Below are 25,945 nucleotides of genomic sequence, written 5' to 3'. Positions count from 1 at the left end.
GTCCTCCCCGCCTCCCCCTCCCCCCTGCCCGCCCCCGTGGGAGCGGCCCTGGCGGGCGGCGGGAAAACGTTGGAACGGCAAGGTTCCCTGGAGGCGGTCGCAGAGAGAGGGGCCAAGTGGTGCCTGCGACCGACGGCTGGTCACTAGACTAGTGACGTGACCAAAGCGACTCTCCTCTCCAAGAAGCGCACGGCGTTCACGACGACCGTCTTCATGAAGCGCATGATGGCGATCTCGGGGTTCGTGTTCATACTCTTCGTGATCTTCCACGCCTACGGCAACACCCACTACTTCGAGGGCGAGATCGCCTACGACCACTACGCCTACTTCCTGCGCCAGCTGCTCGTGCCGATCCTGCCCCCTAGCGGCGTCCTGTGGATCCTGCGCGTGGCGCTCATGGCCTGCCTGCTGGTCCACGCCGGCAGCGCCTTCCACCTGTGGGTGCGCAACAAGAAGGCGCGCGGCACCGACAGGTACGCGGTCAAGAAGCCCGGCGCCGAGTACTTCGCCTCCCGCTACGCCATGCGCACCATGCGCTGGGGCGGGGTCATCCTGCTGCTGTTCCTCGTCTGGCACATCCTGCAGTTCACCACCCTGACGATCACCCCCGGCGGCCACTACGAGCACGGTCGCGCCTACATGAACATGTGGTACGGCTTCCAGCTGTGGTGGGTGTGGCTCATCTACGCCGTGGCCCTGGCCGCCCTGTGCCTGCACGTGTGGCACGGGGTGTGGTCGGCCCTCCAGACCCTGGGCGCCATCCGCGGCAACGTGATCCCCTTCGTGCGCCTGGTCGCCTTCGTCGTCGCCTTCGGCCTCTTCCTCGCCTTCATGTGCGTGCCCACCGCGATCTTCTTCCACCTGGTGGACGCGCCCATGGACGCCGTCGAGTACGCGGTCAAGGCCGCCGAGGCCGGTATCGGATCCCACTGAGAGTTGAACCACCATGACTGAGCTCATTGACGGCCTGTACCACGAGGGCGAGAAGATCGCCGACGCCAAGGCCCCCCACTCCGTCCCCATTGAGAGGCGCTGGGAGCAGCGCAAGTTCGAGGCCAAGCTGGTCAACCCCGCCAACCGCCGCAAGCTGGACATTATCGTCGTCGGCTCCGGCCTGGCCGGCGGGGCCGCGGCCGCCTCCCTGGGTGAGCAGGGCTACAACGTCAAGGTCTTCTTCTACCAGGACTCCGCCCGCCGGGCCCACTCCATCGCCGCCCAGGGCGGTATCAACGCCGCCAAGAACTACCGCAACGACGGCGACTCCGTCTACCGCCTGTTCTACGACACCGTCAAGGGCGGGGACTACCGGGCCCGGGAGGACAACGTCTACCGCCTGGCGGAGGTCAGCGCCGCCATTATCGACCAGTGCGTGGCCCAGGGCGTGCCCTTCGCCCGCGAGTACGGCGGCCTGCTGGACAACCGCTCCTTCGGCGGCGTGCAGGTCTCCCGCACCTTCTACGCCCGCGGCCAGACCGGCCAGCAGCTCCTCATCGGCGCCTACCAGGCCCTGGAGCGCCAGGTGGCGGCCGGCACCGTCCAGGAGTTCCGCCGCCACGAGATGGTCGAGCTGATCGTCGTCGACGGCCGGGCCCGGGGCATTGTCACCCGGGACATGGTCACCGGCCAGATCGAGACCCACCTGGCCGACGCCGTCGTGCTGGCCAGTGGCGGGTACGGCAACGTGTTCTTCCTGTCCACCAACGCCATGGGCTGCAACGCCACCGCGATCTGGCGCGCCTACCGCAAGGGGGCGTACTTCGCCAACCCCTGCTACACCCAGATCCACCCCACCTGCATCCCCCAGTCCGGCGACTTCCAGTCCAAGCTCACCCTCATGAGCGAGTCGCTGCGCAACGACGGGCGCATCTGGGTGCCCAAGAGGGCCGAGGACTGCGACAAGGACCCGCGTGACATCCCCGAGGAGGACCGCGACTACTACCTGGAGCGCATCTACCCGGCGTTCGGCAACCTGGTCCCGCGCGACATCGCCTCGCGCCAGGCCAAGAACATGTGCGACGAGGGCCGCGGCGTGGGCCCGGCCATCAAGGAGCGCGACGCGAGCGGCAACGAGCGCATGATGCGCCGCGGCGTCTACCTGGACTTCTCCGAGGCCATCGGCCGCCTGGGCAAGGACGCCGTCTCGGCCCGCTACGGGAACCTGTTCGAGATGTACCAGCGCATTACCGGGGACGACCCCTACGAGGTGCCCATGCGCATCTACCCGGCCGTGCACTACACCATGGGCGGGCTGTGGGTGGACTACGACCTGGAGTCCAATATCCCGGGCCTGTACGTGGCCGGGGAGGCCAACTTCTCCGACCACGGGGCCAACCGCCTGGGGGCCTCGGCCCTCATGCAGGGCCTGGCCGACGGCTACTTCGTGCTGCCTGACACCATGAACGACTACCTGGCGGACATGCTCCGCCTGGGCAAGGTGGACCCGGACGCCCCGGAGATCGCCGAGGCCAGGCGCAGCGTCGAGGAGCGTGTCGCCCGCCTCATGGCCCTGCGCGGCACGCGCAGCGTGGACGACTTCCACATGGCCCTGGGGCGCATTATGTGGGAGTACTGCGGTATGGAGCGCCGGGACGCCGGCCTGCGCGAGGCCATTAGGCGGATCCGGGACCTGAAGGAGGAGTTCTGGCGCGACGCCCGCGTCACCGGTGAGGCCGACGAGCTCAACCAGTCCCTGGAGAAGGCCGGGCGGCTGCTGGACTTCTTCGAGCTGGGCGAGCTCATGTGCATTGACGCCCTGCACCGCCGCGAGTCCTGCGGCGGCCACTTCCGGGCCGAGTCCCAGACCCCCGAGGGCGAGGCCATGCGTCACGACGACGAGTTCCTCTACGTGGCGGCCTGGGAGTACGGCGGGGAGAACCAGCCCCCGGTCCTCCACAAGGAGGACCTGGTTTACAAGGACATCGAGCTCAAGCAGCGGAGTTACAAGTGAACATCAAGCTCAGGATCTGGCGTCAGAAGAACGCCTCCGCCCCCGGTCACTTCGAGGAGTACTCGATGACCGGTATCGAGGAGCACATGAGCTTCCTGGAGGTCCTCGACCTGCTCAACGAGCAGCTCTTCGCCGAGGGCAAGGAGCCGGTCGCCTTCGACTCCGACTGCCGCGAGGGCATCTGCGGCCAGTGCGGTCTGGTCATTAACGGCCAGGCCCACGGGCCCATCCGCTCCACCACCTGCCAGCTGCACATGCGCCACATCGCGGAGGACCCCTCCTTCAAGGACGGGGGCACCATCACCATCGAGCCGTGGCGCTCCACGGGCTTCCCGATCCTCAAGGACCTGATCGTGGACCGCTCCGCCCTGGACCGGATCGTCCAGGCCGGCGGCTACATCTCGGTCAACACCGGGGGCGCCCCGGAGGCCCACTCGGTGCCGGTCCAGAAGGAGAAGGCCGACGCCGCCTTCGAGGCCGCGGCCTGCATCGGCTGCGGCGCGTGCGTGGCCGCCTGCCCCAACGCCTCGGCCATGCTGTTCACCGGCGCCAAGATCTCCCACCTGGGGCTGCTGCCCCAGGGGCAGCCCGAGCGCCTGGCCCGCGTGGTCAGTATGCTGAACCAGCACGACGCCGAGGGCTTCGGCGGCTGCACCAATATCGGCGAGTGCGCGGCGGTGTGCCCCAAGAGCGTGCCGATCGAGGTCATCTCCCGCCTCAACCGCGACCTGGGCCACGCCCTGTGGAAGGGCCAGCGCTCCCACACCCGCTGAGCCCCGACGCCGCCCCTCCTCCTCTCTTCCGTCGCGAGAACGGTACTTATTGCTCGCGAGAACGGTACTTGTTCGTCGTGAGAACGGTACTTGTTGGCCGCGGGAGGGGGCGGGGCGGCAGCCGGGCGTAGGCTGGGGGCGTGAGCGAGCCCCTGATCCTCGGCATTGAGTCCACCTGCGACGAGACCGGCGTGGCGCTGGTGCGCGGCCGCCAGCTGCTGACGGACGTCACCGCCACCTCCATGGACGAGTACGCCCGCTACGGCGGCATCATCCCCGAGATCGCCTCGCGCGCCCACCTGGAGTCCCTCCTTCCCACCCTGGACGCCGCCCTGGAGCAGGCCGGGGTCGGCCTGGACCAGGTGGACGCGGTCGCCGTGAGCGCGGGCCCGGGCCTGATCGGCAGCCTCACCGTGGGGGTGAGCGCCGCCAAGGCCCTGGCCGCCGTGCTGGGCCTGCCCCTGTACGGCGTCAACCACGTCATCGGGCACCTGGCGGTCGACGAGCTCGTCGACGGGCCCCTGCCCCGGCGCTTCGTGGGGCTCGTCGTCTCCGGCGGGCACTCCAGCCTCCTGGCCGTGGGCGACCTCGCCACCGACGTGCACGAGCTGGGGGGCACCCTGGACGACGCCGCCGGGGAGGCCTTCGACAAGGTCGGCCGGCTGCTCGGCCTGCCCTACCCCGGCGGCCCGCACGTGGACCGCGTCTCCCAGCACGGGGACCGCACCGCCATCCGCTTCCCCCGGGGGCTGGCCGCCGCCAAGGACCGCCAGCGCCACCGGTACGACTTCTCCTTCTCCGGGCTCAAGACGGCCGTGGCCCGCTACGTGGAGTCCCTGGAGGACGACGGCGAGCTGGTCCCCGTGGCCGACGTCTGCGCGGCCTTCTCCGAGGCCGTCAACGACTCCCTGACCGCCAAGGCCGTCCAGGCCTGCCTGGACCAGGACGTGGACACCCTCGTGGTCGGTGGCGGCTACTCGGCCAACTCCCGCCTGCGTGAGCTCGCCGCAGAGCGCTGCGGGGCCGCGGGTATCACCCTGCGCCTGCCCCCGCTGCGCTACTGCACCGACAACGGCGCCCAGATCGCGGCGATGGGATCGGCGGCCGCGCGCTCCGGCGTCGCCCCCTCGCCCCTGGACTTCGCCCCGGACTCCGGTATGCCCCTGGAGACGGTCGTGGCCAGGTAAGGCCCGCGCCCGCGGTGCCAGCCCGTGTCCGCGGTGCCAGCCCGTGCCCCCAGGCCCCTGAGCCGGTCGGCCAGGACCACCACCACGCGACGTGAACCGCCCCGGGCCCCTGAGCCGGTCCCTGCGGCGGTTAAGGGCGTGGGTCGGGGAGCCACCACGCAGCAGCCCCGGCCGGGAGCCACCCCGCGTACCAGTCCCCGCCCGCCCGGGCCGTCAGCATCCCCTGCCGGGGGACGTCTGCCAGGCCACGGGCTCCGGTGACGCTGACGCTCCGCCTCGCGCTTCTCCTGCGGGACGTCCGCCAGGCCACAGGCTTTCGGCCCACCACGCAGCAGCCCCGGCCGGAGGACGTCTTCTTACGTGAACGGGTGAGGATAGTGGTAAGGGTAGTGGTAGGGGTGGTGGTAGTAGGTGCTGGTGGGTACCCAGGGTGTGTAGGTCTGCTCAGTCAGCGTCAGGGGCGCCTCCTGGTGCCAGGGGTCGTAGGCCAGGACCCTCAGGGCGGTGACGTAGGACTGCTGGCTAATGACGTAGGGGGTGGGGGAGCTGAGCATGGTACCCGGCAGGGGGATCTCCCCGTCGTCGAACGCCAGGCACACAAAGGCCATGGACGGCGTGCCGACCGCGCCGGGCACGTACTGCGTGACCGTCTTGACCGCCACGTGGCCGTGTGCCTGGGACCAGGGGATGGTCTGGACGGGTGCGCCCGGCTGGTTCAGGTGCAGTCCCTGGGCGTCGACCACGGTCGGCGGCGTCCCGGCCCGGGTCATAGCCCATATGCACAGCCCCAGGGGCAGCGCGAGGGCGGCCGCGAACACGCCGAGGCCCAGCCCGCCGCCCAAGGGCTTGTCCGTACCGGTGGATACCACGACCCAGAACAGCATGAACAGGACGGGGACCAGGAGCATGAGCAGGACGACGATGAGGACCAGCCCCAGCGCGCGGCGGGTACTCCTCCCGGCGTCCAGGACGAGCCAGCCAGCCGGACCGGGCTGCCACGGGTAGGGCGTGAGCTGGGAGGACGGTGGCGTCGCCATGGCACCACAGTAGACGGTCGGCGGCGTGCAGGCCGCGGGTTGCCGCGGCGGGAGGGCGGGCTGCCGTAGCGAAAGGAGCCGTGCAGGCCGCGAGTGACCCGATCCCCGTCTGCGCGAGCGGCTCCTTAAGCCTGCGGGGTGCACGGTCAGGTCCTGGACCGCCTGGACCTGGACGGCAGCGGCTCCTTAAGTCTGCGGGCCGCACCCGGGCCGTTCAGGTGGACGACGAGTCAGGTGGACGACGAGGCCAGGGCCAGCACCTGGGTGGGGTGCAGGGGCCGGCCCGCACGTGTCTCGGCCAGCAGGAGGCGTACCGCTGCCTCCTTGCAGCCCCCGGCGGCCCCGACGGCGGCGAGCTGGCGCTGGTAGGAGGCCCCGGCGTCGAGCGTGGCGCGTACGCCCTCGAGCTCGGTCAGGCAGCCCAGGTCGGAGGCGACCGGCTCGAGCTCGGTGAGCATCCTGGCCACGGTGTCGGTGACGAGCTCCTCGTCACCGGCGGAGTTGGTAATGAGGATGGCCTCCATGCCGTAGCGGGCCGAGCGCCACTTGTTCTCGGCCACGTACCAGTCGGGCATGGCGTCGAGCTCCTCCCCGCGGTCCAGGGCCCGGGAGAAGGACTCCACCAGGCACTGGGTCAGGGCGGCGACGCCGGCGAGCTCGGTGAGGTTGGTGGCGGCGTCGCAGGCCCGCACCTCGATGGTGCCCAGGCGCGGGGAGGGGCGCACGTCCCAGCGGACCTCGGTGAAGTCCCTGATGACGCCGGTGTGGACCATGTCCCCGGCGTAGGCCTCCAGCTCCTCCCAGGTGTCCAGCTGCTCGGGGGCGCCGGCGGTGGGCAGCTGCTGGAACATCATGGCCCGGTTGTCGGCGTAGCCGGTGTCCTGCCCGGACCAGAAGGGCGAGGAGGCGCTGAGGCACTGCAGGTGGGCGGTGCGGGTGAGCAGGGCCCTGAGGATCGGCAGGACCTTGGCGCGCCTCTCGACGCCGACGTGCACGTGGGTACCGAAGATGAGCATCTGGTGGCCCCACAGGCGGGTGCGGTCCACCAGGCGCGCGTAGCGCTCGGCGTCGGTCACCTTCTGTACCAGCGGGTCGGCGAAGGGGTGGGTGCCGGCGCTGGTCAGGTCAATGCGCAACGGGTCGGTGACGGGCAGCAGGTGGTCGAGGGCCGCGGCGATGTCCTCCATGCACTGGGCCACGCGCTCGCGTGCCCCGGAGACCACCTCGACCGTGTTGAGCATCATCTCGCCGTGGACGAAGGGGCTCTGGCTCGCGACGCGCAGGATCTCGGCGGCGCACTGGCGCAGGTCCAGGCTGTCGCGGTCAATGAGCATCAGCTCCCACTCCACCCCCAGGGTGGAGCGCGCCGAGAGCGCGAACGGGAGCGGCTGACGGTGGGTACCGGTGCGGGGGCGGGTCATGGATCCCTCGATTCAGTCGATGAGGCTGCCGGTTTCACGTGCAACGGTCTGACAAGGACGACTGTCCGGGCCCTGGGGCAGGCGGCTCAGGAGGGGCTACCTGCCCGGGCGGGGCGGCCGGGCGGCTCAGTCGGGCTCCGGGCGGCTCAGGAGGCCAGGGGGACGGGGTCGACCACCAGGACGGCTCCCCGCGGTCCCCGGTCCCGGGGGTCCGGCCCGCCGGGACCCAGCCGGGTCAGGAGCCAGGTCTCGCAGGCCTGGCCCTCCAGGTGCAGGGAGGCGCGCAGGGCGTCGGGGGAGACGTCCACCCCCCGCCGGTGGATCTCCAGGCGGCCGATCCCCTGCTCGCGCACCCGGGCCCTCAGCGCCTTGAGGTGCAGCGGGAGCACCTCGCGCACCCGCCAGGCGCGCAGGAAGGGGGCCAGGTCCGTCCCGGGCAGGCGGGGGCCGGTGAGGTAGGCGATCCGGGGTGCCAGGGGGGTGGCCCCGGCGCGGGAGGCCAGGTGGGCCACCAGCCCGGCGCGGATGGCGGCGCCGTCGGGCTCCAGGACGTACTCGCCGAGCTCCTCCTGCCCCGCGATCGGGGGCAGCTGGAGCGGCGGGGTAGTGGGGTCGGTGCACTCCGGGTCGCTCAGGCGGGCGACGGCGGGGCGGGCGACGGCGTCCGGGCCGTCCCCGCTGGTACCCGCCCCGCTGGTGGCGGCGGGCGCGCTGCGCAGGACCAGGGCGGAGCGGCCGGGGCCCTCGAGGGCCAGGGGGCCGCACCAGATGTCCGCCTCCAGGACGCCGCCGTCGACGCTGACCCACTGGACGTGGGCGTCGGCGGGCAGGAGGGCGTGGTCGATGCCGGGGGCGGCCTTCACCCCCAGGGCGGGCACCTGCTCGCGCCACGCCAGGACCGTGCTCAGGGGCGGGGACCACTGCTCGGGGTCGGTCAGCCGCCGTCCGCCGGAGCGCCGGGCGGGATCGGCGAAGACGCCGTCCACCCCCTCGGCGACCAGGTCCACCTCCCGGGCGTCGGCGCAGCGGACCGTGACCTCCGGGAAGCGCATGAGGTTGACCGTGGCCAGGGCCGCCGTCGCCTCGTCCCTCTCCACGGCCAGGACGCCCAGGCCCAGGCCGGCCAGGGCCAGGGCGTCTCCCCCGATCCCGCAGCCCAGGTCCGCGACCCGGGTGGTCCCGGCGCGCTGGTAGCGGGCGGCGTGGTGGGCCGCGACCGCCAGGCGGGTGGCCTGCTCCAGGCCGTCGGGGGTGAAGAGCATGGTGGAGGCGAAGGGGCCGAACTTGGCCGCCGCCCGGGCGCGCAGGCGCTGCTGGGTCAGGGCCGCGGCCACCAGGTCGGGGGAGTGCCCCTGGGCGCGCAGGCGCTCACCGAGCGCCAGGGCCTCGTCCTGCCGGTAGGGCGGCAGGGTGGCGAGCAGCGCCCACCCGGCGGGGGTGAGCAGCGGGGCGAGGGCGTCCTGCGTGGCGGTCACCTCCGTGATCATTCCACGGCCTCGGCTCTGACACGCCCCGGCTCGCGCGGGGCCGGGTGTGTGTCCCATGACGTTCCGGGTGTTCCCAGCGTCCTGTCACCTTCCAAGGGCTACAGTGACGCCCTGGGTCGGCTCTGGCCGGCTCACCGTGCCGCCGGTGGGGAAGGAGGAGGAGGCATGGGGAAACGAGTCCGTCGGGTCACGGTCCTGCTGGTGCTCCTGGTGCTGCTGACGGTGGTCCTGGGGCCGAACCTGTGGATCTGGCACCTCAGCCACGGACGCATTAGGACCCTGGGGTCGCCCAGTGACACGTCGACCGCCCCGGTGGCCGTCGTGCTGGGTGCCTCCGTGTACGCCGACGGGACGCCCTCCACCGTCCTGCGCCGCCGACTGGACACCGCGGTGAGCCTGTACGCCTCCGGACGGGTCGAGGCGGTCCTGGTCTCGGGGGACAACTCCGAGATGACCTACAACGAGCCGGTGGCCATGAGGGCCTACCTCATTGAGCAGGGGGTGCCGCCCGAGGCGATCGCCCTGGACTACGCGGGGCTGGACACCTATGACACCTGCGTGCGAGCCCACCGGATCTTCGGCGTGGACCAGGCGATTATGGTCACCCAGGACTTCCACGCCCCCCGGGCCGTGGCGGTGTGCCGGGCCGTGGGGGTCGACGCCCGCGGCGTGGTGGACGCCGAGACCGTCTCGGGGACCCGCTCGTGGTGGCGCAGCTGGCTGCGTGAGCGGGTGGCGGCCATGAAGGCGGCCTGGGACGTGGTCAGCGACCGTCAGCCCATCCTGGGGGACCGTGAGGTCACGGTCGATGAGGCCAGGGCCTGGACCCGCTCGCAGCGCCCGTCGGTCTCGTGACGGCCTGGTGCCCGGCCCTGGCTCGCGGCGCCGGTGAGGGCGCGGCCGGGTGCGCCGGTGAGGGCGGGGCCGACGCCGGACCGGGGTCTGGCCACGCTGCTTCCAGGGCCAGCCCAATGAGCTCGACGAAGCCGCCGAGCCGCCCGTGCCGGGGCCAGCCGGGTGACTGCCCTGGTGTGCCGGGTCTCACCGGTTACGAGGGTGGTGACGCCACGGGCGAAACCGCACCCCGTGGTTGGCACTCGCATTGACTGAGTGCTAACGCCGTCGTAGATTCTGCGCAGGCGCAGGCGCGTGGCCAGGATGTGCGGACGTCCGGGACGCGCCCTGCGACTCGCGCTCCACCAGCGTCAGGCCGACCCCCGCGACGGCGGCCGGACGCACCCGGCGGAGGGCGAATAAGCCGTTCTACTGCACGCTGAGAAGCGAGAAGGGGAGGTCCGCAATGTCGATCTCCATCAAGCCGCTGGAGGACCGCATCGTCGTCCAGACGGTCGAGGCCGAGCAGACCACCGCGTCCGGTCTGGTCATCCCGGACACCGCCAAGGAGAAGCCCCAGGAGGGCAAGGTCGTGGCCGTGGGCCCGGGCCGCGTGGACGACAAGGGCAACCGCGTCCCGGTGGACGTCGCCGAGGGCGACGTCGTCATCTACTCCAAGTACGGCGGTACCGAGGTCAAGTACGACGGTGAGGACTACCTCATCCTCTCCGCCCGCGACGTCCTGGCCGTCATCACCCGCTGAGGACCTCGCCGGCACCGCGCCCCGGTGCCCGGTAGCTACCAGCCCGCCCCCGAGAAGGACCTTCTCGGGGGCGGGCCGTGTCTGTCAGGGGCGGGTCGTGTCTGTCGGGGCCCTGGCCCGCTCGCGTGGGCGCACAAGCCCGCGCACGACCCCGGCCTGGTCGCAGGCCGGGATCGTGCTGCCCTCAGGCGCCCACGCTTCGGCGGCGCCTGCGGGACTCCGCGTCGAGCCACTCCCGACGCTCCTCCTCTGTCATACCTCCCCAGACTCCGTAGGGTTCGCGCGTACGCAGAGCGTGCGCGCGGCACTGCTCAACAACCGGGCAGGTGCCGCAGATCAGCTTGGCGCCCTCGTCCCGACGGCGACGCGATGAGCCTCGCTCGCCCTCAGGGTGAAAGAAGAGGGAGGAGTCCATCCCCAGGCAGGCGCCATCGTACTGCCACTCCCACAGAGCGGAGATCGGGCCTGGAAGCCGTGAGTTCTCCGTCATCGTGTCCCTCCGATAGACGCCTATCGTGCAGGTGTCGCACATGCGCCTGTTTATAATGATAGGTGGCCCGAACTGTTGGGACAAGGTTTGACAGATGTTTTCCGAGAGTTTAATAATGACCTTCCGGAAAACCCGCAGGTCAAGGGCGCCCCAGTGGTCGTCTTCACAATATGAGTTACGATTGCGAGTCCAACCGTTTAATTGGTTGTGGGCACGTTATGGGGAGGTTTTAGGGCCCTGGTGGCGGGGCGGGCCGGGAGCGGGACACTAGGCTTGCCCCTCCTGGGCGATGGACCGGGACGGCTGGCGGGTGCTGACGACGGCTCAGGGTGCGTCCCCGGCACCGTCACCCTACGATGCGTGCTGTGAGCGACTCGATCACCAACTCGGACCTCTTTGCCCCGACCGGACTGACCTATGACGACGTCCTGCTGCTCCCACGGCTCACCGACGTCATCCCCTCGGAGGTGGACACGGTCTCCCGTCTGACCAGGACGATCTCACTGGACGTCCCGCTGGTCAGCGCGGCCATGGACACGGTTACCGAGTCCGAGATGGCTATTGCCATGGCACGTCAGGGCGGAATGGGCGTCCTCCACCGCAACCTGCCCATTGAGGACCAGGCTGACCAGGTGCGTCGCGTCAAGCGCTCGGAGTCCGGCATGATCACCGACCCGGTGACCGTGGACCCCGACGCCACCCTGGCCCAGATGGACAGGATCTGCGGCCACTACAAGATCTCCGGCCTGCCGGTGGTGGACGAGGGCGGCGCCCTGGTGGGGATCATTACCAACCGGGACCTGCGCTTCGTCCCCGGTGAGCTGTGGCCCACCGCCCGCGTGCGCGACTACATGACCCCGCGCGAGCGCCTGGTCACCGGTTCTACCGGCATCTCCCGCCAGGACGCCAAGGCCCTCCTGGCCGCCCACCGGGTCGAGAAGCTCCCGCTGATCGACGCCGCCGGGCACCTGACCGGCCTGATCACGGTCAAGGACTTCGTCAAGACCGAGCAGTACCCCCACGCCACCAAGGACGCCGAGGGGCGCCTGGTGGTGGGCGCCGCCGTCGGCTACTGGGGTGACACCTGGCAGCGGGCCGGCGCCCTGGCCGAGGCCGGGGTGGACGTGCTCGTGGTGGACACCGCCAACGGCGGGGCGCGCCTGGCCCTGGAGATGATCTCCCGCCTCAAGTCCGACCCTGCCTTCAGCCGGGTCCAGGTCGTGGGCGGCAACGTGGCCACCCGCGAGGGCGCCCAGGCGCTCGTCGACGCCGGGGTGGACGCCGTCAAGGTCGGCGTGGGACCGGGCTCCATCTGCACCACCCGGGTGGTGGCCGGCGTGGGCGTGCCCCAGGTGACGGCCGTCTACGAGGCCTCACTGGCCTGCGCCCCCGCAGGGATCCCGCTCATCGCCGACGGCGGCCTGCAGTACTCCGGCGACATTGCCAAGGCCCTGGTGGCCGGGGCGGACACGGTCATGCTGGGCTCCCTGCTGGCGGGCTGCACCGAGTCCCCCGGCGACCTGGTCTTCGTCAACGGCAAGCAGTGGAAGCGCTACCGCGGTATGGGCTCGCTGGGGGCCATGAGCTCGCGCGGACGCGCCTCCTACTCCAAGGACCGCTACTTCCAGGCCGACGTGTCCACCGACTCCAAGATCGTGCCCGAGGGCATTGAGGGGCAGGTCCCCTACTCCGGCTCCCTGGCCGACGTCGTCTACCAGCTGGCTGGCGGGCTGCACCAGTCCATGTTCTACGTGGGCGCCCGCACCGTGGGCGAGCTCAAGGAGCGGGGGCGGTTCGTGCGCATTACGGCGGCTGGCCTCAAGGAGTCCCACCCCCACGACGTCAAGATGACCGTGGAGGCGCCCAACTACTCCGGGCGCGGCGAGGGGCGCTGAGGCGGGCAGCACCCGGTGCCCTCGCCGGGGGTGCTACCGGGGCCGGTTTGGGGCGCTACCGCAGGGGCTGGTCGGGTGCGCTACCGGGCCGCCGGGGTGCTACCAGGGGGCTGGCGGGAGTACTGCGGGGCCTGCCGGGGCCTGCTGGGGTGCGTTAGCGCGGGGCCGGCCAGGGCACGCGGCCTCTACTACGGCAGGGGCCAGGACAGGCTGGCACCCGGTCGGCCCGGGTCCTGGCGAGCCAGCCAGCGGTTGAAGGACTCCGCCCACTTCCGGTGGGCCTGGGCCTGGGTGCTGACCAGATCCTCCCGGGGCAGGTCCGCCAGCTGGGGGTGGGCGTCCACCATGGCCTCCAGGACGTCCAGGGTGGCCTCCACGTCCACCTCGGCCGTGTGCAGGCTGCTGGCGACCCTCACCCCGTAGACCTCGGTCAGGTCCCCCAGGCGGCGCTTGCCCTTGCGGAAGCGGTCCACCATCCGGTCCAGGACCAGCGGGTCCACCACGGGCCCCAGGTCCCGGCCCAGGCGCTGGCGCAGCGTGGGCAGGCCGTGGCGGTCCAGCTCGGCCTCCATGAGGGTCAGGTCGTAGGAGCCGTTGAAGGCCACCACCGGCGTCCCCGCCGACATCGCCCGCGCCAGGACCGCGGCGACCTCCTCCAGGACCTCGGAGATCTTGCGCCCCTGGGCGCGGGCCTGCGCCGTGGAGATGCCGTGGACGGCGGTGGCGGCCTCGGGGATCTCGACCCCCGGATCCGCCAGCCAGGTCCGCACCTTCTGGGCACGTGGGCCGTCGGCCCGGCGCGGGCCGCGCCAGACCAGGGCGGCGGTGACCAGGCGGTCCTGGCTCGGGTCCACGCCCGTGGTCTCGGTGTCGAAGCCGAGCAGGGGCCCCTGGACCCAGGAGGCGGGGCGGGCGGCCTCAGGTCCGCGGGGACGAGATTGGCGGGGCGAGGCGGATTCGGTGGTGCTCATAGGGCCAGGATGGCACCCGGTGCCGACACCAGCGGCAGCCTCTTACCCGGGTGGCAGCCTCTTACCCGGCCTGTCCGTCGGGTACGCCGAGGCGGACGCCCCCGCCCAGGACCCGTCTCCGTGACCGGCGTCGGGACCTCCACGGTGTGGCCCTGACCATACTGGTGGGCTCGCCAGTCGGCCTCCGGGGGTCGTTGGTGTGACGGGGAGCGCTTTCTATGTTTCTCTCAGGTCGAAAGGATCTCGGCGCGCACGGCGATTGTCCGGTACTGTGGCCCCAAAGCAACCCTCGGGTTGCTCCCAGTCATGTGGCACTGTGGCGTCTGACGGCGTCGCACTGCCGTCCCCATCCTCTTAAAGGAGCTCTCATGGCCCAGGTCACCGCCACCATCGCCTCCAAGGTCGGCCTCCACGCCCGTCCCGCCGCCACCTTCGTCAAGGCTGTCGCCGAGAAGGGCGTTCCCGTCACCATTGCCAAGGAGGGCGGCGCCCCCGTTGACGCCTCCTCCATCCTGGGTGTCATGACCCTGGGCGCCGGCTTCGGCGACGTCGTGACCCTCGCCTCTGACGCCGCTGGCTCTGAGGGCGCCCTGAAGGAGCTCAAGGCCCTCCTGGAGACCGACCTCGACGCCTGATCCCCGACCGGGGCTCACCTCTCTCACTCTCGCGACGGCGGGGTGCCAGCTGACACGGCTGGTACCCCGCCGTCGGCGTCCCGGCACCTCCTGCCGGGTCCCTGGCGGCAGGTGCCAGGGCAGCGCGCCCGTTCTCACGGCGAACAAGTACCGTTCTCGCGAGCAATAAGTACCGTTCTCACGGCGAACAAGTACCGTTCTCGGCGAGTGGGGGCGGGTGGGGGCGCGGGGCGCGGGCGGGGCTACTCCACGACGTCGTCGTCCACCCAGTCCAGGGTGCGGGCCACGGCCTTGACCCAGTTGCGGAAGAGGCGCTCACGCTCGGCGGCCCCCATGACCGGCTCCCAGCGCCTGCCCTCGGCCCAGTTGTCCACCACGTCCTGGGTGCCCGACCAGAAGCCCACCGCGATGCCGGCGGCGTAGGCGGCCCCCAGGGCCGTGGTCTCGACAACCTTGGGGCGCACCACGGGCACGCCCACCTGGTCGGCCTGGAACTGCATGAGCAGCTCGTCGCGGGTCATGCCGCCGTCGACCTTGAGCTCGGTCAGGGCCTGCCCGGAGTCGGCGTTCATGGCCTCGAGCACCTCACGGGTCTGGTAGGCGGTGGCCTCCTCCACGGCCCGGGCGATGTGCCCCTTGTTGACGTAGCGGGTCAGGCCCACCAGGGCGCCGCGGGCGTCGGGGCGCCAGTGCGGGGCGAACAGCCCGGAGAAGGCCGGTACGAAGTAGGCCCCGCCGTTGTCGTCCACGGAGCGGGCCAGGGCCTCCACGTCCCGGGACTCGGCGATAATGCCGAGGTTGTCGCGCAGCCACTGCACGAGCGACCCGGCCACCGCGATAGAGCCCTCCAGGGCGTAGACGGGGGCCTCGCCCTCGATCTGGTAGCACACGGTGGTCAGCAGGCCGTTGTCGCTGCGCACCGGGGTGGTGCCGGTGTTCATGAGCATGAAGCAGCCGGTGCCGTAGGTGTTCTTGGCCTGGCCCACCTTAAAGCAGGCCTGGCCGAAGGTGGCCGCCTGCTGGTCGCCCAGGATCCCGCTGATCGGGGTGTCAATGAGCAGGCCGTTCCTGCGGCCCAGCCCGAACACGCCCGAGGAGGGGCGGATCTCGGGCAGCATGGAGGTGGGGATGCCCATGTCCGCGCAGATCCGCGTGTTCCAGTCCAGGGTGTCGAGGTTCATGAGCATGGTGCGCGAGGCGTTGGTGACGTCGGTGGCGTGCACGCCGCCTGCCGTCCCGCCGGTGAGGTTCCACAGCACCCAGGTGTCCATGGTCCCCATGAGCAGGTCGCCGGCCTCGGCGCGCTCGCGGGCGCCCTCCACGTTCTCCAGGATCCAGGCCACCTTGGGGCCGGAGAAGTAGGTGGCCAGGCTCAGGCCCACCCGGTCCCTGTAGCGGTCGTAGTCCGGGGAGCCGTCCGGTGCCGGCGCCGCGGCCGCCAGGCGCTCGCAGATCCTCTGGGTGCGGGTGTCCTGCCAGACAATGACGTTGTAGACGGGCTCACCGGTGTGCCGGTCCCACACGACGACGCTCTCGCGCTGGTTGGTCATGCCGACGGCGGCGATCTCGTGGCGGTTGACCTCGGCCGCGGCCAGCACGCCGCCGACGACGGAGCGGACGGCGGCCCAGATCTCCACCGGGTCGTGCTCCACCCACCCGGCGCGCGGGAGGATCTGGGCGTGCTCTCTCTGGTCCACGGCGACGATCCCGCCGTCGTGGTCGAACAGGACGGCACGCGAGGAGGTGGTCCCCTGGTCAATGGCCAGGACGTACTTCTTGCCGGTGGTCTCAGGGCTCATGGACGGTCCTTTCACTGCGTCGTGAGCGGGCTCGGCGGCGGGTCGATCGGGTGCGGACCAGGACAGGCTAGCGGGAGGCTAGCGGGGCGGACGACCGGGGGCCCGGCGGCAGGGCGGCCGGACCAGGACGGTGCCCGCCACCGGTGGCGGATAGCGGTGGGCAGCGGTGGCGGACGACGGTGGGCGCCGGGGCCCGGCACCGGGCGCCGTCGCCCCGCCCTGGTGCGGGTCGCGCCCTCTTCAGACGGGCTGCCTGAGGTGGGCCACGGCCGCGGCGTCGGTGACCTCGGCCTCGGCGGCGGTAATGTCTGACACGCGCTGGGCGTAGGCCTCCTTCTGGGCGGCCGCCTCCTGCCGGGTCCACCCCAGCAGGGGGGTCATGACGGAGAGGATCTCGTCGGCGGCACCCAGGCCGTGGTCGCGCCGCGAGACGTCCAGGCGCACGCGGCGCAGCAGGACGTCGTCCAGGCGCTCGGCGCCCTCGTGGGTGACGGCCCAGGCGACCTCGGCGCGCAGGTAGGCGGGGGCCGACTCCAGCGGCTCACCCAGGCGGGCCAAGGGGTCCTCGGCGGCGTCAATGGAGGCCAGCAGGGCCGGGGTCTCGTCCCCGTAGCGGTCCAGCAGGTGGGTGACCCGCTCCAGCCTCCAGCCCCGCTCGGCGGCGATCTGCCCCGCCCGGGCCGCCAGGGCACGGTAGCCGGCGGCCCCCACCAGGGGCAGGTCGGCCGTGGCGCAGGGGTGGGTGCGGGCCAGGGCCTCGCCCAGGGCGTGGTCCACGGCGTCGGCCGCCATGACCCGGTAGGTGGTCAGCTTGCCGCCGGCGATGGCGGTCAGGCCCGGGACCACACGGGTGACGGTGTGCTCGCGGGAGACCTTGGTGGAGGCCGCCTGCGCCCCCGGTCTGAGCCTGGGCTGGAGCAGGGGACGCAGGCCCGCGTAGACGCCGATAATGTCGTCCCGGGTAATGGGGCGGGCCAGGACGGAGTTGGCGTGCGCCAGGATGTAGTCGACGTCGGCGGCGGTGGCCACCGGCCTGGAGACGTCCAGGTCCCAGGGGGTGTCGGTGGTGCCGATCACCCAGTACTCGGGCCAGGGGATAATGAACAGGACGGACTTCTCGGTGCGCAGGAAGACGCCGGTCTGGGCGTCAATGGCTTCCCTGGGCACCACGACGTGGATCCCCTTGGAGGCCAGGACCTTCAGGCCCCCGTCGGCGCTGGCCAGGTCCTGGACCTCCTCGGTCCACACCCCGGTGGCGCTAATGGTGTACCTGGCACGGATCTCGTGCTCGGTACCGGTGGCCAGGTCGGTGACGCGGGCCCCGTGGACGTGGCCGCGCCCGTCGGTGAGGAAGCCGGTGACCCTGGTGCGGTTGGCGGCCAGGGCCCCCAGGCCGACGGCGGTGCGCACCAGGTCGATGACCAGGCGGGCGTCGTCGACCCGGGCGTCGAAGAAGCGGATGGACCCGGCCAGGCCGCTGGTGTCCAGGGCGGGGGCCAGGGCCGCGGTGCCCCTGCGCCCCAGGTGGCGCTGGACCGGCAGGGTCCTGCGGCCACGGGCGCCGACCAGGGCCAGGGCGTCGTACGCGCCCACGCCGACGGCGGAGTAGGAGCGCTCGTAGTGGTGCCTGAGCGGCCACAGGAAGGGCTGGGCCTTGACCAGGTGCGGGGCGGTGGTGGTCAGCAGGCGGCCGCGCTCGGTGAGGGACTCGTGGACCAGGGCGAGGTTGAGCTGGTAGAGGTAGCGCAGCCCGCCGTGGATGAGCTTGGAGGACCACGAGGAGGTGCCCGAGGCCCAGTCGCCCATCTCCACGATCCCGGTGCGCAGGCCCCGGGCTGCGGCGTCCAGGGCGATCCCGGCCCCGGTGACCCCGCCGCCGACGACCAGGACGTCCAGGCCCTCGGCCGACGACATCTCCGCCAGGGCGCGCGTGCGCTGGGCGGCGTTGAGCGCGGTGTCCTGGGTGGGGGCGGGTGTGGCGCCCCGCGCTGGGGGCTGGGAGGACGGCATGGTGGCTCCTGGTGCTCCTGGTTGTACACGTCGTTGTACTCGGGCCCGGCTGGTGGTACCGGGCCTGCGGTGGGGCCGCTGGTGGCGCGGCCTACGGTGGCGCGGCCTACGGTGGGCCTGCTGGTGGCGGGTCTCGCAGTGGCGGGGCCTCGCGGTGGTGTGGGTCCGGCTGGCGGTACCGGGCCCGCGGTGTGGGCCTGCGTGCTGGCCAGCTCCGGCGGCCCCTGGCCGGGGCCGGGCGGTGGAGGCCGGGCGGCGACCGGCCCGTGGCGACCGGATTGTGGTGACAGGATCCACTCTCGCCCAGGTATGAGAGGATGGGCAAGGCAGCTGCACGGACGTGCACCCCTAACCGGTAGGCGGGACAAGGATGGGCGCCGTGCCGAGGAGGCGACAGGGGGCTGACGTGGTCGGTGACGAGCCTGTGGCGGGATCTGGTGGGCCGGGCCGGCCCGGGTTATCCTGCGGGCCCACCGGGCGGGGGAGCGGTCCCGCCCAGGGCGGTGAGGGGCTCGTGCGCGCCTACGAGGCGGCCTCCATGTACTACGTCCAGGGCGAGACCATGGAGGTGATCGCTCGCCACCTGGGGGTCTCGCGCTCCACCGTCTCCCGGCTGCTGGCCCGGGCGCGCGCCCAGGGGGTGGTGCGTATCAGCCTGGTCCAGCCCGGCGGGGCCGGGTCCCTGGAGGGCCACCTGGCCCAGGTCTTCGGGGTACGGGCCCGCGTCGTCCCGGTGCGTGAGGGCACCACGGAGATCCACCGCCTCCAGCAGGTCGCCGGCGTGGCCGCCACGCACATGGTGGACCTGGTGACGGACCTGGCCGAGCAGGCGGGGGCACGCCGTGACGGCGTCGGGCCGGTCCTACAGGGCGTGCACCCCGGTGGGCGGGACAGTGCGCACCCCGTCGGCCGTGACGGCGTCGGGCCTGGCGTGGTGGTCGGCGTCGCCTGGGGGACCACCATGTCAGAGGTCAGCGCCGTCCTGCCCTCCCGGCCGGTGCCCGGGCTCACCGTGGTCCAGCTCAATGGCGCCTCGGACCCCGTGCACGAGGGCCCCAGCGCCACCGAGGTGCTCTCCCGTATGCGTGACGCCCTGGGGGCGCGCACCATCTCCTTCCCGGTGCCGGCGTTCTTCGACCACGTGGCCACCCGTGAGGCCATGTGGTCCGAGCGTTCGGTCAGGCGGGTCCTGGCAGTGGCCCGCCGCGCGCGCCTGGTGGTGTTCGGCGTCGGCGCCCTGGACGGGGCCCTGCCCTCCCAGGTGTACGCCGGGGGGCACCTCAGCGCCTCCGACCGGGCCGTGCTGCGCCGTCAGCGGGTAGTGGGGGACGTGTGCACGGTGCTGCTGCGCGGTGACGGCTCCTGGCGTGACATCAGCCTCAACGCCCGGGCCACGGGTCCCACGCCCGCCCAGCTCGCCCGCATCCCCCGGCGCCTGTGCGTGGTGGCCGGGACCGGAAAGGCCCGGGCGCTGCTGGCCGCGCTGCGGGCCCGGGTGGCCACGGACCTGGTGGTCGACGACGCCACGGCGCGCGCCGTCCTGGAGCTCGCCCACCAGCGGGCCTCCTGAGCGTCTTCCTGGCTCTGGCTCCCGGTTCCTGGTCGGCGGCGACGTACCTTAGCCGCCGCCGACGTACCCTACGAGTACGTCCCCGATGACTAAGGTACGTTCCCGATGACTAAGGTACGTCCCCGGCGGCCAGAGTACGTCCCCGGCGGCCGGAAGTACGCCAGAATACCTAGGACAGTCCCAGCAGGGTGAGCACGGCCACCACGCGCCGGTGCACGTCGGCGTTGGCGTACAGGCCCAGCTTGGCGAAGATCCGCTGGATGTGCTTCTCCACGGCCCCGTCGGTCACCACCAGGCGCCTGGCGATGGCCGAGTTGGTGTGCCCCTGGGCCATGAGCTCGAGGACCTCCCGCTCGCGCGGGGTGAGGGTGGCCACCGGGTCGTCGCGGCGCCCGCGCCCCATCATCTGCGCCACCACCTCCGGGTCCAGGACCATCCCGCCGTTGCCCACCCGCTGTACGGCGTCAAGGAAGGAGTCCAGGTCGGCGACCCGGTCCTTGAGCAGGTAGCCAATGGGACCCGAGCCGCAGGACAGCAGGTCGGTGGCGTAGCTGAGCACAATGTACTGGCTCAGCAGCAGGATGGGGGCCTGCGGCCACCGGGCGCGGATACGCATGCAGGCGCGCAGGCCCTCGTCGGTGTGCGACGGCGGCATGCGTATGTCGCTGATCGTCAGGTCAGGACGCAGGGCCAGGCACTGGCTCACCAGCTCCGGGCCCGTGCCGACCCCGCCAATGACCTCGTGGCCGTCGTCGGCCAGGATCATGGCCAGGCCCTCGCGCAGCAGGACCGAGTCGTCCGCGATCAGGATCCGCACGGGATTACCGCCTCGATGGTCGTCGGGCCCCCGACGGGGGAGGAGACACACAGGGAGCCGTCCACGCCGTCAAGCCGCTCGACCAGCCCGGCCAGGCCGTGGCCCTTGGCCGTACTGGCCCCGCCGACGCCGTTGTCGGCGACGACCAGGTGCAGGACGCCGTCACGCACCTCGGCGCTGACCGTGGCCGTCGAGGCCTGGGAGTGCTTGTTGATATTGACCAGCGACTCGGCCACCACGAAGTACGCCGCCGAGGCCGCGTGCACGGGGACGGTCGGCAGGTCGGCGTGGACGGTCACCGGCACGACGGAGCGGGCCGCGGCCTCGGCGATAGCGGCCTGCAGGCCCCGGTCCACGAGCACCGGCGGGGCGATGCCGCGCGAGAGCTGACGCAGCTCGTCAAGGGTCTCCTGGGCCTGGGCCATGGCGCCGTCGATAATCTCCTGGGCGCGCTCGGGGTTGGTGGCCGCCTGACGCCGGGCCCGGGCCAGGTCCATATTGAGCCGCACCAGGCGCTGCTGGGGGCCGTCGTGCAGGTCGCGCTCCAGGCGGCGCAGGGCCGAGGCCTCGGCGTTGCGGGCCGAGGTGCGCGACGCCGTCAGGCGGTCGATCCGCTCGCGGTCGCGGGCGTGGTGGCAGAGCATGTTCTCGGCGTAGGCCAGCTGCGTGGTGGCCAGCGTCCTGAGGACGGCGGGGGCGCTGAACAGGAAGAACAGGCCGACGCCGATCCCCAGCAGGGTGTCGAAGGCGCCCGGGTATGGTACGCCGAGCAGATCGCCCAGGCTGCTGGTCGACACCCCGAACTGCAGGAGGGCCCGGCGCGTGATCAGGGTGACCGGGCCGTGCAGCACGGCGAGGATTCCGGCCAGCCACACCAGGGTCAGGCACCAGGTCAGCGCCGAGACGAAGAAGCCGGTGAGCACCCAGACCACGTCCCGCCACGACTGCGGGTCGCGCAGGAGGACCAGGAGACGCTGTGGGAGCGGGGCGTGCGGGTCCGGTAGCGCGTAGACCTGCTCGGGGGCGGGATACCCCGTCAGGTCGGCACTGGTCCGGCGCTGCCAGGACGCCGCGTGACGAGCCACCGTGATGCCGCCTGCCAGCATTGGCAGGCCGATCCACAGGATCGCCAGTCCGGCCCCCAGGGAGCACAGGAGGATGACCACCAGGAAGAACCCCAGGTGGATGGGCCAGGACGTCAGCAGGTAGGCGGCGTACGCGGTCGTCTGCCGACGCGCCGGGTAGTAGGTGCCGCGCTCGCCGGGCGTCCGCCCGGTTGGCGGCACGGGCTGTGCCGGGGCGCCGACGGGGGCTCCCGAGCTGGCGCCCGTGGTGCCCGGGCTGCTGGTCGTGGGGGAGTCAGCACGAGTCGGGGGCTGAGTGGCCCCTCCCTGGGTGCCCGTGCCGTCGGCCACGGGGGAGTCAGGGAGGGCGTCGAGGTCGGCGTCAGGGTCGGCATCCGGGTGGGCGTCAGGGTCGGCATCCGGGAGGGCGTCGGGGTCGGTGACAGAGGTGGTGGGTGCCGCGGCGCCCTGGAGCGGGGCGTCCTCGGGGGAGGGTGCTGGTGTACTCATACCTCATACCCTCCTGGTCGGAGCCTGTCGCCACCATCCTACTGGCAGGCCAACCCTGGTAGGGGTAACCCGACACCGGGGCGAACCCCGTCGGGCGGGCCCCGCGTCGTGGCCAGGCTGTAGCCTAATGCGGTTGCCCGGACCCGCCCAGGAGGAGGGTGCCCAATGACCCAGCCCGACGGCCCCGACTGTCGTGGTACCAGGCCCGCCGCTCCCGGTAGACCGAGGACGGCCTGCCCGCCTGAGCCCAGGGGGCCGGTAGCCGTGCCCCCGCAGCAGGCGGGTGCGGTGGTGCGCGGCCTCGTACCAGACGGCGCCAGCGGTGTGCCCCCGCAGCAGGCGGACGCGGCCCGGCACCAGGCGCCGTCGGACCGGGCGCCGTCGGACCAGGCCGTCATCGACTGGTACCATGACCACGCCCGGGACCTGCCCTGGCGGCGGCCCGGTACCACGCCCTGGGGCGTGCTCGTCTCGGAGGTCATGAGCCAGCAGACCCCTGTGTCTCGCGTCACTCCTGCCTGGACGGCCTGGATGGCACGCTGGCCCGGCCCCGCGGACCTGGCCGGTGCCCCCGTCGCCGAGGTCCTGCACGCCTGGGGGCGTCTGGGCTACCCGCGACGCGCCCTGAGGCTCAGGGAGTGCGCTGCGGCCGTCGTCGAGCGGTACGACGGCGTCCTGCCCGCGGATCCCGACGCCCTCCTGGCCCTGCCCGGCGTGGGGGAGTACACGGCCGGGGCGGTCCTGGCCTTTGCCTACGGCAGGCGGGCCCTGGCCCTGGACACCAACGTCCGGCGGGTCCTGGCCCGGGCGGTAGGGGGGAGCGCCCTGCCCGCTCCCAGCCTGGTCCGGGCTGAGCGGGACCGGGCCGCCGCCCTCCTGCCCCTGGAGGACGCCCGGGCCGCCCGCTGGTCGGTGGCCGTCATGGAGCTCGGGGCGCTGGTGTGCACCGTCAGGGAGCCAGCCTGCCCCTCCTGCCCCTGGAGGCGGGAGTGCGCCTGGCTCGCAGCCGGTTGCCCACCGGATAAGCACGCCCGTCGTCGCCGCAGCCAGGCCTGGCACGGTACCGACCGGCAGGCCCGCGGCCTGGTCATGGACCGACTGCGCCGCCAGCACGCCGAGGCGTCAGCAGGCCGGGAGGTGGCCCGGGGCCTGGGACGTGGTGAGCTGCTGGCCGCCGCTGCCGGTGTGAGCCTGGCGCGCGGGCAGCACCCCGACCCTGCCCAGCCCGAGCGGGTCCTGGCCAGCCTCCTGGCTGACGGCCTCATTGCCACCCACGACGACGGCGCCACCTACCGGCTGCCCTGAGCGGCGCCCGGTACAGTCGGCACCATGGCGCAGGGACAGGGTAGACACGGTGGACGCCGCTCCGGTGGCACACCGGGCCGGGGCGGCTCACACGGTGCGGGGCGCGTACCCCAGTCACGTCAGTCACGTCCGAGTACCACCGGTCAGGCCAGGGGCGGAACGGGCCGCGGGGCGTCAGGGCGGGGCGGGGCGGCGGGCTCGGCCTACCGCAGGCGCACCGGCGCTGCCCAGCCCCACGGCCAGGGGCCCCGTCCGGCTGCGGGCGCCCAGCCCCGTCCCGCCGCGGGCGCCCAGCCTCGTCCGGCCGCAGGCGCCCAGCCTCGTCCGGCCGCGGGCGCAGGCTCCCGTCCTGCCAGCTCACGGGGGACGACGTCGGCGGGCGGTCGGCAGACGTCTCCGGGCACCGCCCGAGCCAACCGCGACAGCAGCCACCAGCAGGGGCGGCCCGCGCGCGCGCCCCGGCGTACCCCGCGGGCCCGGGGAACCGACCAGGGGCGGGCCCCGGGGCAGGGGCGGGGGAAGGCTCGCGCGTCATCCCCGGGCCGGGGAGCCGGCCCCGGGCCGGCCCGCGGTACAGGCAAGCTGACGGTGACCCAGGTACCCCGGCGCCCGAACTACGCCCTGCGGTGGGTGCTCGTCAGCGCCCTGGCCGTCGGCGTCGTCATTAGCATGGTCTCCCTCCTCGTCCTCGGGTTCTCCTCGGCACGCGAGGAGATCGCCCGCCAGGACGCCGCGCGCGAGGCGGCCGCCCAGGTGACCACCTACCCCGTCCCGGAGGCCTGCTCCGCCAGCGCCCTGGGCGCCACGCTGAGCGTCCCCGAGACGGTGCCCGCAGGCGCCGGGCTCAGTGTGGGCGCCACCGTGACGAACACCGGGAGCGTGCCCTGCCTCCTGGACGCGGGCACCGGCACGTTCACCGCCCTCATTACCTCGGGGGGGTCGAGCATCTGGACCTCGGCCACCTGCACCGGGCAGGCCCAGAGCCGGCCCCTGCTCATCGGGCCCGGGAAGGCCGTGGAGCTGACGGTCGTCTGGGACGGGCGGGTGGAGTCCACCACCTGCGCCCTGCCTACCCCGACGCCGACGCCCACCGCCACCCCGACGCCAGGCGCCACCCCGGGGCCCGAGGAGCCCGTCCCGACCACGCAGGCACCCCAGCCGCCGGGCTCCCTGAACGCCCCCGGGGATGTGGCGGCACCGGGGACCTACCGGGTCGGCGTCCAGGTAGGCGGCACGGACGTGGGCACCTCCGCGGTCTTTGTCATTGAGTAGTCAACGGCGGGTACCGGTGTCGGCCCAGGGCGCCTCGACCGGCTCAGGCGTACCGGTCCACAATCGATATCTCAGCCAGGCGGGAGAGGCCGTCACGCAGGATCCGGGCGCTGCGGGGCGTCATGCCGTCCACCGCCACCAGCTCCTCCACGGTGGCGCCCAGGACCCCCTGGAGGGAGTTCCAGTGCGAGGTGACCTGGCGTGCCATGACAATCGGCAGGCGCGGTATCTTGGAGAGTATCCGCAGGCCCCGCGGCGAGACGGAGGTCTCCAGCTCCTGGCCGTCGGGGCCGCCCAGGCCCATGGAGCGTGCCACCATGGCCAGGTCCAGGAGGGCCGGGGAGCCGACCCACTTCAGGCGTGCGTCCACCGTGGTGGCGTCCAGGCCCGTGGGCAGGTAGTCCTCCATGAGGTAGTCGCGCTGGGCCATGAGGCCGCGGGTGAGCTCCTCGAGCTGGAGGGCCACCAGGCGTCCGTCCGTGCCCAGCTCCACAATGTAGCCGTCAATGTCGCTGGTGATGCGACGCACCATCTCCAGGAGCTGGAGCACGACAGTGACGTCACGCACAGTGACCAGGTCCTCGATCTCCAGGGCGTCCAGGCCCGAGGAGGTCTGCGCCAGGCGTGAGGTGTAGCGCTCCAGGGCGGCCAGGGCCTGGTTGGCCCGCGCCAGGATGGACTCGCTGGGCTCCAGCACGTGGCGTCTGCCGTCCACGTAGAGGGAGACGATCCGCATGGACTGGCTCACCGAGATGACCGGGAACCCGGTCTGCTTGGCCACGCGCTCGGCCGTGCGGTGGCGCATCCCCGCCTCGGCGGTCTCAATGGTGGCGTCGGGCAGGAGCTGGACGTTGGCGCGCACGATCCGGCTCGCGGCCTGGTCCACCACCACGGCGCCGTCCATCTTGGACAGCTCACGCAGACGGGCGGCGGATATCTCCACGTCCAGGTGGAAGCCGCCCGAGGAGATGGACTCCACGGTCCTGTTCATGCCCATGACGATAATGGCGCCGGTGCGCCCACGCAGGATGCGCTCCAGGCCGTCACGCAGGACCGTGCCCGGGGCGACGAGGGCGAGGGTGTCGCGCAGGACGGTGTCGCTCATAGGACTCCATTGGGGCTGCTGGCCAACAGGGGACACGACCCATCGTAGTGGTG

At 72.3% G+C, this 25,945-nt stretch carries 21 protein-coding genes; 11 read left to right on the top strand and 10 right to left on the bottom strand.

Annotated elements, in window-relative coordinates:
* Window positions 1–213: 213 nt before the first annotated feature.
* From C3V41_RS06490 to tsaD, 4 genes are all read left to right on the top strand, one after another.
* The gene (locus C3V41_RS06490) at window positions 214–933 is read left to right on the top strand and encodes a succinate dehydrogenase cytochrome b subunit (RefSeq protein ID WP_174714806.1); all 720 of its coding nucleotides are present in this window, start codon (window positions 214–216) and stop codon (window positions 931–933) included.
* A gap of 13 nt (window positions 934–946) precedes the next feature.
* Window positions 947–2,947, top strand: coding sequence for a fumarate reductase/succinate dehydrogenase flavoprotein subunit (locus C3V41_RS06485; protein ID WP_106109585.1), 2,001 nt, complete (start codon window positions 947–949; stop codon window positions 2,945–2,947).
* Window positions 2,944–3,720, top strand: a complete 777-nt coding sequence (locus tag C3V41_RS06480) for a succinate dehydrogenase/fumarate reductase iron-sulfur subunit (protein WP_106109584.1) — start codon at window positions 2,944–2,946, stop codon at window positions 3,718–3,720. The genes C3V41_RS06485 and C3V41_RS06480 overlap by 4 nt, the downstream gene beginning before the upstream one ends.
* 140 nt (window positions 3,721–3,860) lie before the next feature.
* Window positions 3,861–4,907, top strand: a complete 1,047-nt coding sequence (gene tsaD / locus C3V41_RS06475; RefSeq protein WP_106109583.1) for a tRNA (adenosine(37)-N6)-threonylcarbamoyltransferase complex transferase subunit TsaD — start codon at window positions 3,861–3,863, stop codon at window positions 4,905–4,907.
* 356 nt (window positions 4,908–5,263) lie between these two features.
* Here the strand turns inward: tsaD and C3V41_RS06470 are convergent, their stop codons facing one another.
* From C3V41_RS06470 to C3V41_RS06460, 3 genes are all read right to left on the bottom strand, one after another.
* The gene (locus C3V41_RS06470) at window positions 5,264–5,944 is read right to left on the bottom strand and encodes a hypothetical protein (protein WP_106109582.1); all 681 of its coding nucleotides are present in this window, start codon (window positions 5,942–5,944) and stop codon (window positions 5,264–5,266) included.
* A 230-nt stretch (window positions 5,945–6,174) separates the two neighbouring features.
* Entirely contained in the window at window positions 6,175–7,365 is a 1,191-nt protein-coding gene (locus C3V41_RS06465; protein WP_106109581.1) for a glutamate--cysteine ligase, read from the bottom strand.
* A 146-nt stretch (window positions 7,366–7,511) separates the two neighbouring features.
* Window positions 7,512–8,840, bottom strand: a complete 1,329-nt coding sequence (locus C3V41_RS06460; RefSeq protein ID WP_254423710.1) for a class I SAM-dependent methyltransferase — start codon at window positions 8,838–8,840, stop codon at window positions 7,512–7,514.
* A 177-nt stretch (window positions 8,841–9,017) separates the two neighbouring features.
* On the opposite strand from C3V41_RS06460, the gene C3V41_RS06455 reads away from it, so the two are divergent.
* Window positions 9,018–9,707, top strand: a complete 690-nt coding sequence (locus tag C3V41_RS06455) for a SanA/YdcF family protein (protein WP_106109579.1) — start codon at window positions 9,018–9,020, stop codon at window positions 9,705–9,707.
* Between the two features lie 445 nt (window positions 9,708–10,152).
* Entirely contained in the window at window positions 10,153–10,449 is a 297-nt protein-coding gene (gene groES / locus C3V41_RS06445) for a co-chaperone GroES (RefSeq protein WP_106109578.1), read from the top strand.
* Window positions 10,450–10,633: 184 nt separating this feature from the next.
* On the opposite strand, the gene C3V41_RS06440 is transcribed toward groES, so the two are convergent.
* The gene (locus tag C3V41_RS06440) at window positions 10,634–10,939 is read right to left on the bottom strand and encodes a WhiB family transcriptional regulator (protein ID WP_106110715.1); all 306 of its coding nucleotides are present in this window, start codon (window positions 10,937–10,939) and stop codon (window positions 10,634–10,636) included.
* 356 nt (window positions 10,940–11,295) lie between these two features.
* Between C3V41_RS06440 and guaB the strand changes: the two genes are divergently transcribed.
* Entirely contained in the window at window positions 11,296–12,834 is a 1,539-nt protein-coding gene (guaB, locus tag C3V41_RS06435; protein ID WP_174714760.1) for an IMP dehydrogenase, read from the top strand.
* 188 nt (window positions 12,835–13,022) lie between these two features.
* On the opposite strand, the gene C3V41_RS06430 is transcribed toward guaB, so the two are convergent.
* Entirely contained in the window at window positions 13,023–13,805 is a 783-nt protein-coding gene (locus C3V41_RS06430) for an exonuclease domain-containing protein (RefSeq protein ID WP_106109576.1), read from the bottom strand.
* 368 nt (window positions 13,806–14,173) lie between these two features.
* On the opposite strand from C3V41_RS06430, the gene C3V41_RS06425 reads away from it, so the two are divergent.
* Window positions 14,174–14,440: an HPr family phosphocarrier protein gene (locus tag C3V41_RS06425; RefSeq protein WP_106109575.1), complete on the top strand. Its 267-nt coding sequence runs from the start codon at window positions 14,174–14,176 to the stop codon at window positions 14,438–14,440.
* A gap of 242 nt (window positions 14,441–14,682) precedes the next feature.
* On the opposite strand, the gene glpK is transcribed toward C3V41_RS06425, so the two are convergent.
* Together glpK and C3V41_RS06415 are read right to left on the bottom strand one after the other, a co-directional pair.
* A complete protein-coding gene (gene glpK / locus C3V41_RS06420) occupies window positions 14,683–16,239 on the bottom strand; it encodes a glycerol kinase GlpK (protein WP_106109574.1) in 1,557 nt (518 codons plus the stop codon).
* A gap of 240 nt (window positions 16,240–16,479) precedes the next feature.
* On the bottom strand, window positions 16,480–18,249 hold the full coding sequence (locus C3V41_RS06415; RefSeq protein WP_254423709.1) for a glycerol-3-phosphate dehydrogenase/oxidase: 1,770 nt from the start codon (window positions 18,247–18,249) through the stop codon (window positions 16,480–16,482).
* A gap of 538 nt (window positions 18,250–18,787) precedes the next feature.
* On the opposite strand from C3V41_RS06415, the gene C3V41_RS06410 reads away from it, so the two are divergent.
* Complete coding sequence (locus tag C3V41_RS06410; RefSeq protein ID WP_254423726.1) at window positions 18,788–19,819, top strand: sugar-binding transcriptional regulator; 1,032 nt, start codon at window positions 18,788–18,790, stop codon at window positions 19,817–19,819.
* Window positions 19,820–19,988: 169 nt separating this feature from the next.
* Here C3V41_RS06410 and C3V41_RS06405 read toward each other — a convergent pair whose 3' ends face one another.
* Together C3V41_RS06405 and C3V41_RS06400 are read right to left on the bottom strand one after the other, a co-directional pair.
* Window positions 19,989–20,636 (bottom strand): response regulator, encoded by a 648-nt coding sequence (locus C3V41_RS06405; protein ID WP_106109572.1) that lies wholly within the window; start codon window positions 20,634–20,636, stop codon window positions 19,989–19,991.
* Window positions 20,624–22,210 (bottom strand): sensor histidine kinase, encoded by a 1,587-nt coding sequence (locus C3V41_RS06400; protein ID WP_368033291.1) that lies wholly within the window; start codon window positions 22,208–22,210, stop codon window positions 20,624–20,626. The genes C3V41_RS06405 and C3V41_RS06400 overlap by 13 nt, the downstream gene beginning before the upstream one ends.
* 165 nt (window positions 22,211–22,375) lie before the next feature.
* On the opposite strand from C3V41_RS06400, the gene C3V41_RS06395 reads away from it, so the two are divergent.
* Together C3V41_RS06395 and C3V41_RS12805 are read left to right on the top strand one after the other, a co-directional pair.
* Complete coding sequence (locus C3V41_RS06395) at window positions 22,376–23,515, top strand: A/G-specific adenine glycosylase (protein WP_106109571.1); 1,140 nt, start codon at window positions 22,376–22,378, stop codon at window positions 23,513–23,515.
* A gap of 588 nt (window positions 23,516–24,103) precedes the next feature.
* Window positions 24,104–24,787, top strand: coding sequence for a hypothetical protein (locus tag C3V41_RS12805; protein ID WP_129591493.1), 684 nt, complete (start codon window positions 24,104–24,106; stop codon window positions 24,785–24,787).
* A gap of 43 nt (window positions 24,788–24,830) precedes the next feature.
* On the opposite strand, the gene disA is transcribed toward C3V41_RS12805, so the two are convergent.
* On the bottom strand, window positions 24,831–25,892 hold the full coding sequence (gene disA, locus C3V41_RS06385; protein WP_106109569.1) for a DNA integrity scanning diadenylate cyclase DisA: 1,062 nt from the start codon (window positions 25,890–25,892) through the stop codon (window positions 24,831–24,833).
* Window positions 25,893–25,945: the final 53 nt, after the last annotated feature.

It is taken from the genome of Actinomyces sp. oral taxon 897 (assembly GCF_002999235.1).
Classification (GTDB): domain Bacteria; phylum Actinomycetota; class Actinomycetes; order Actinomycetales; family Actinomycetaceae; genus Actinomyces.
Note: the sequence above shows the minus strand (reverse complement) of the source record. Positions and strands in the feature narration are given on the sequence as shown.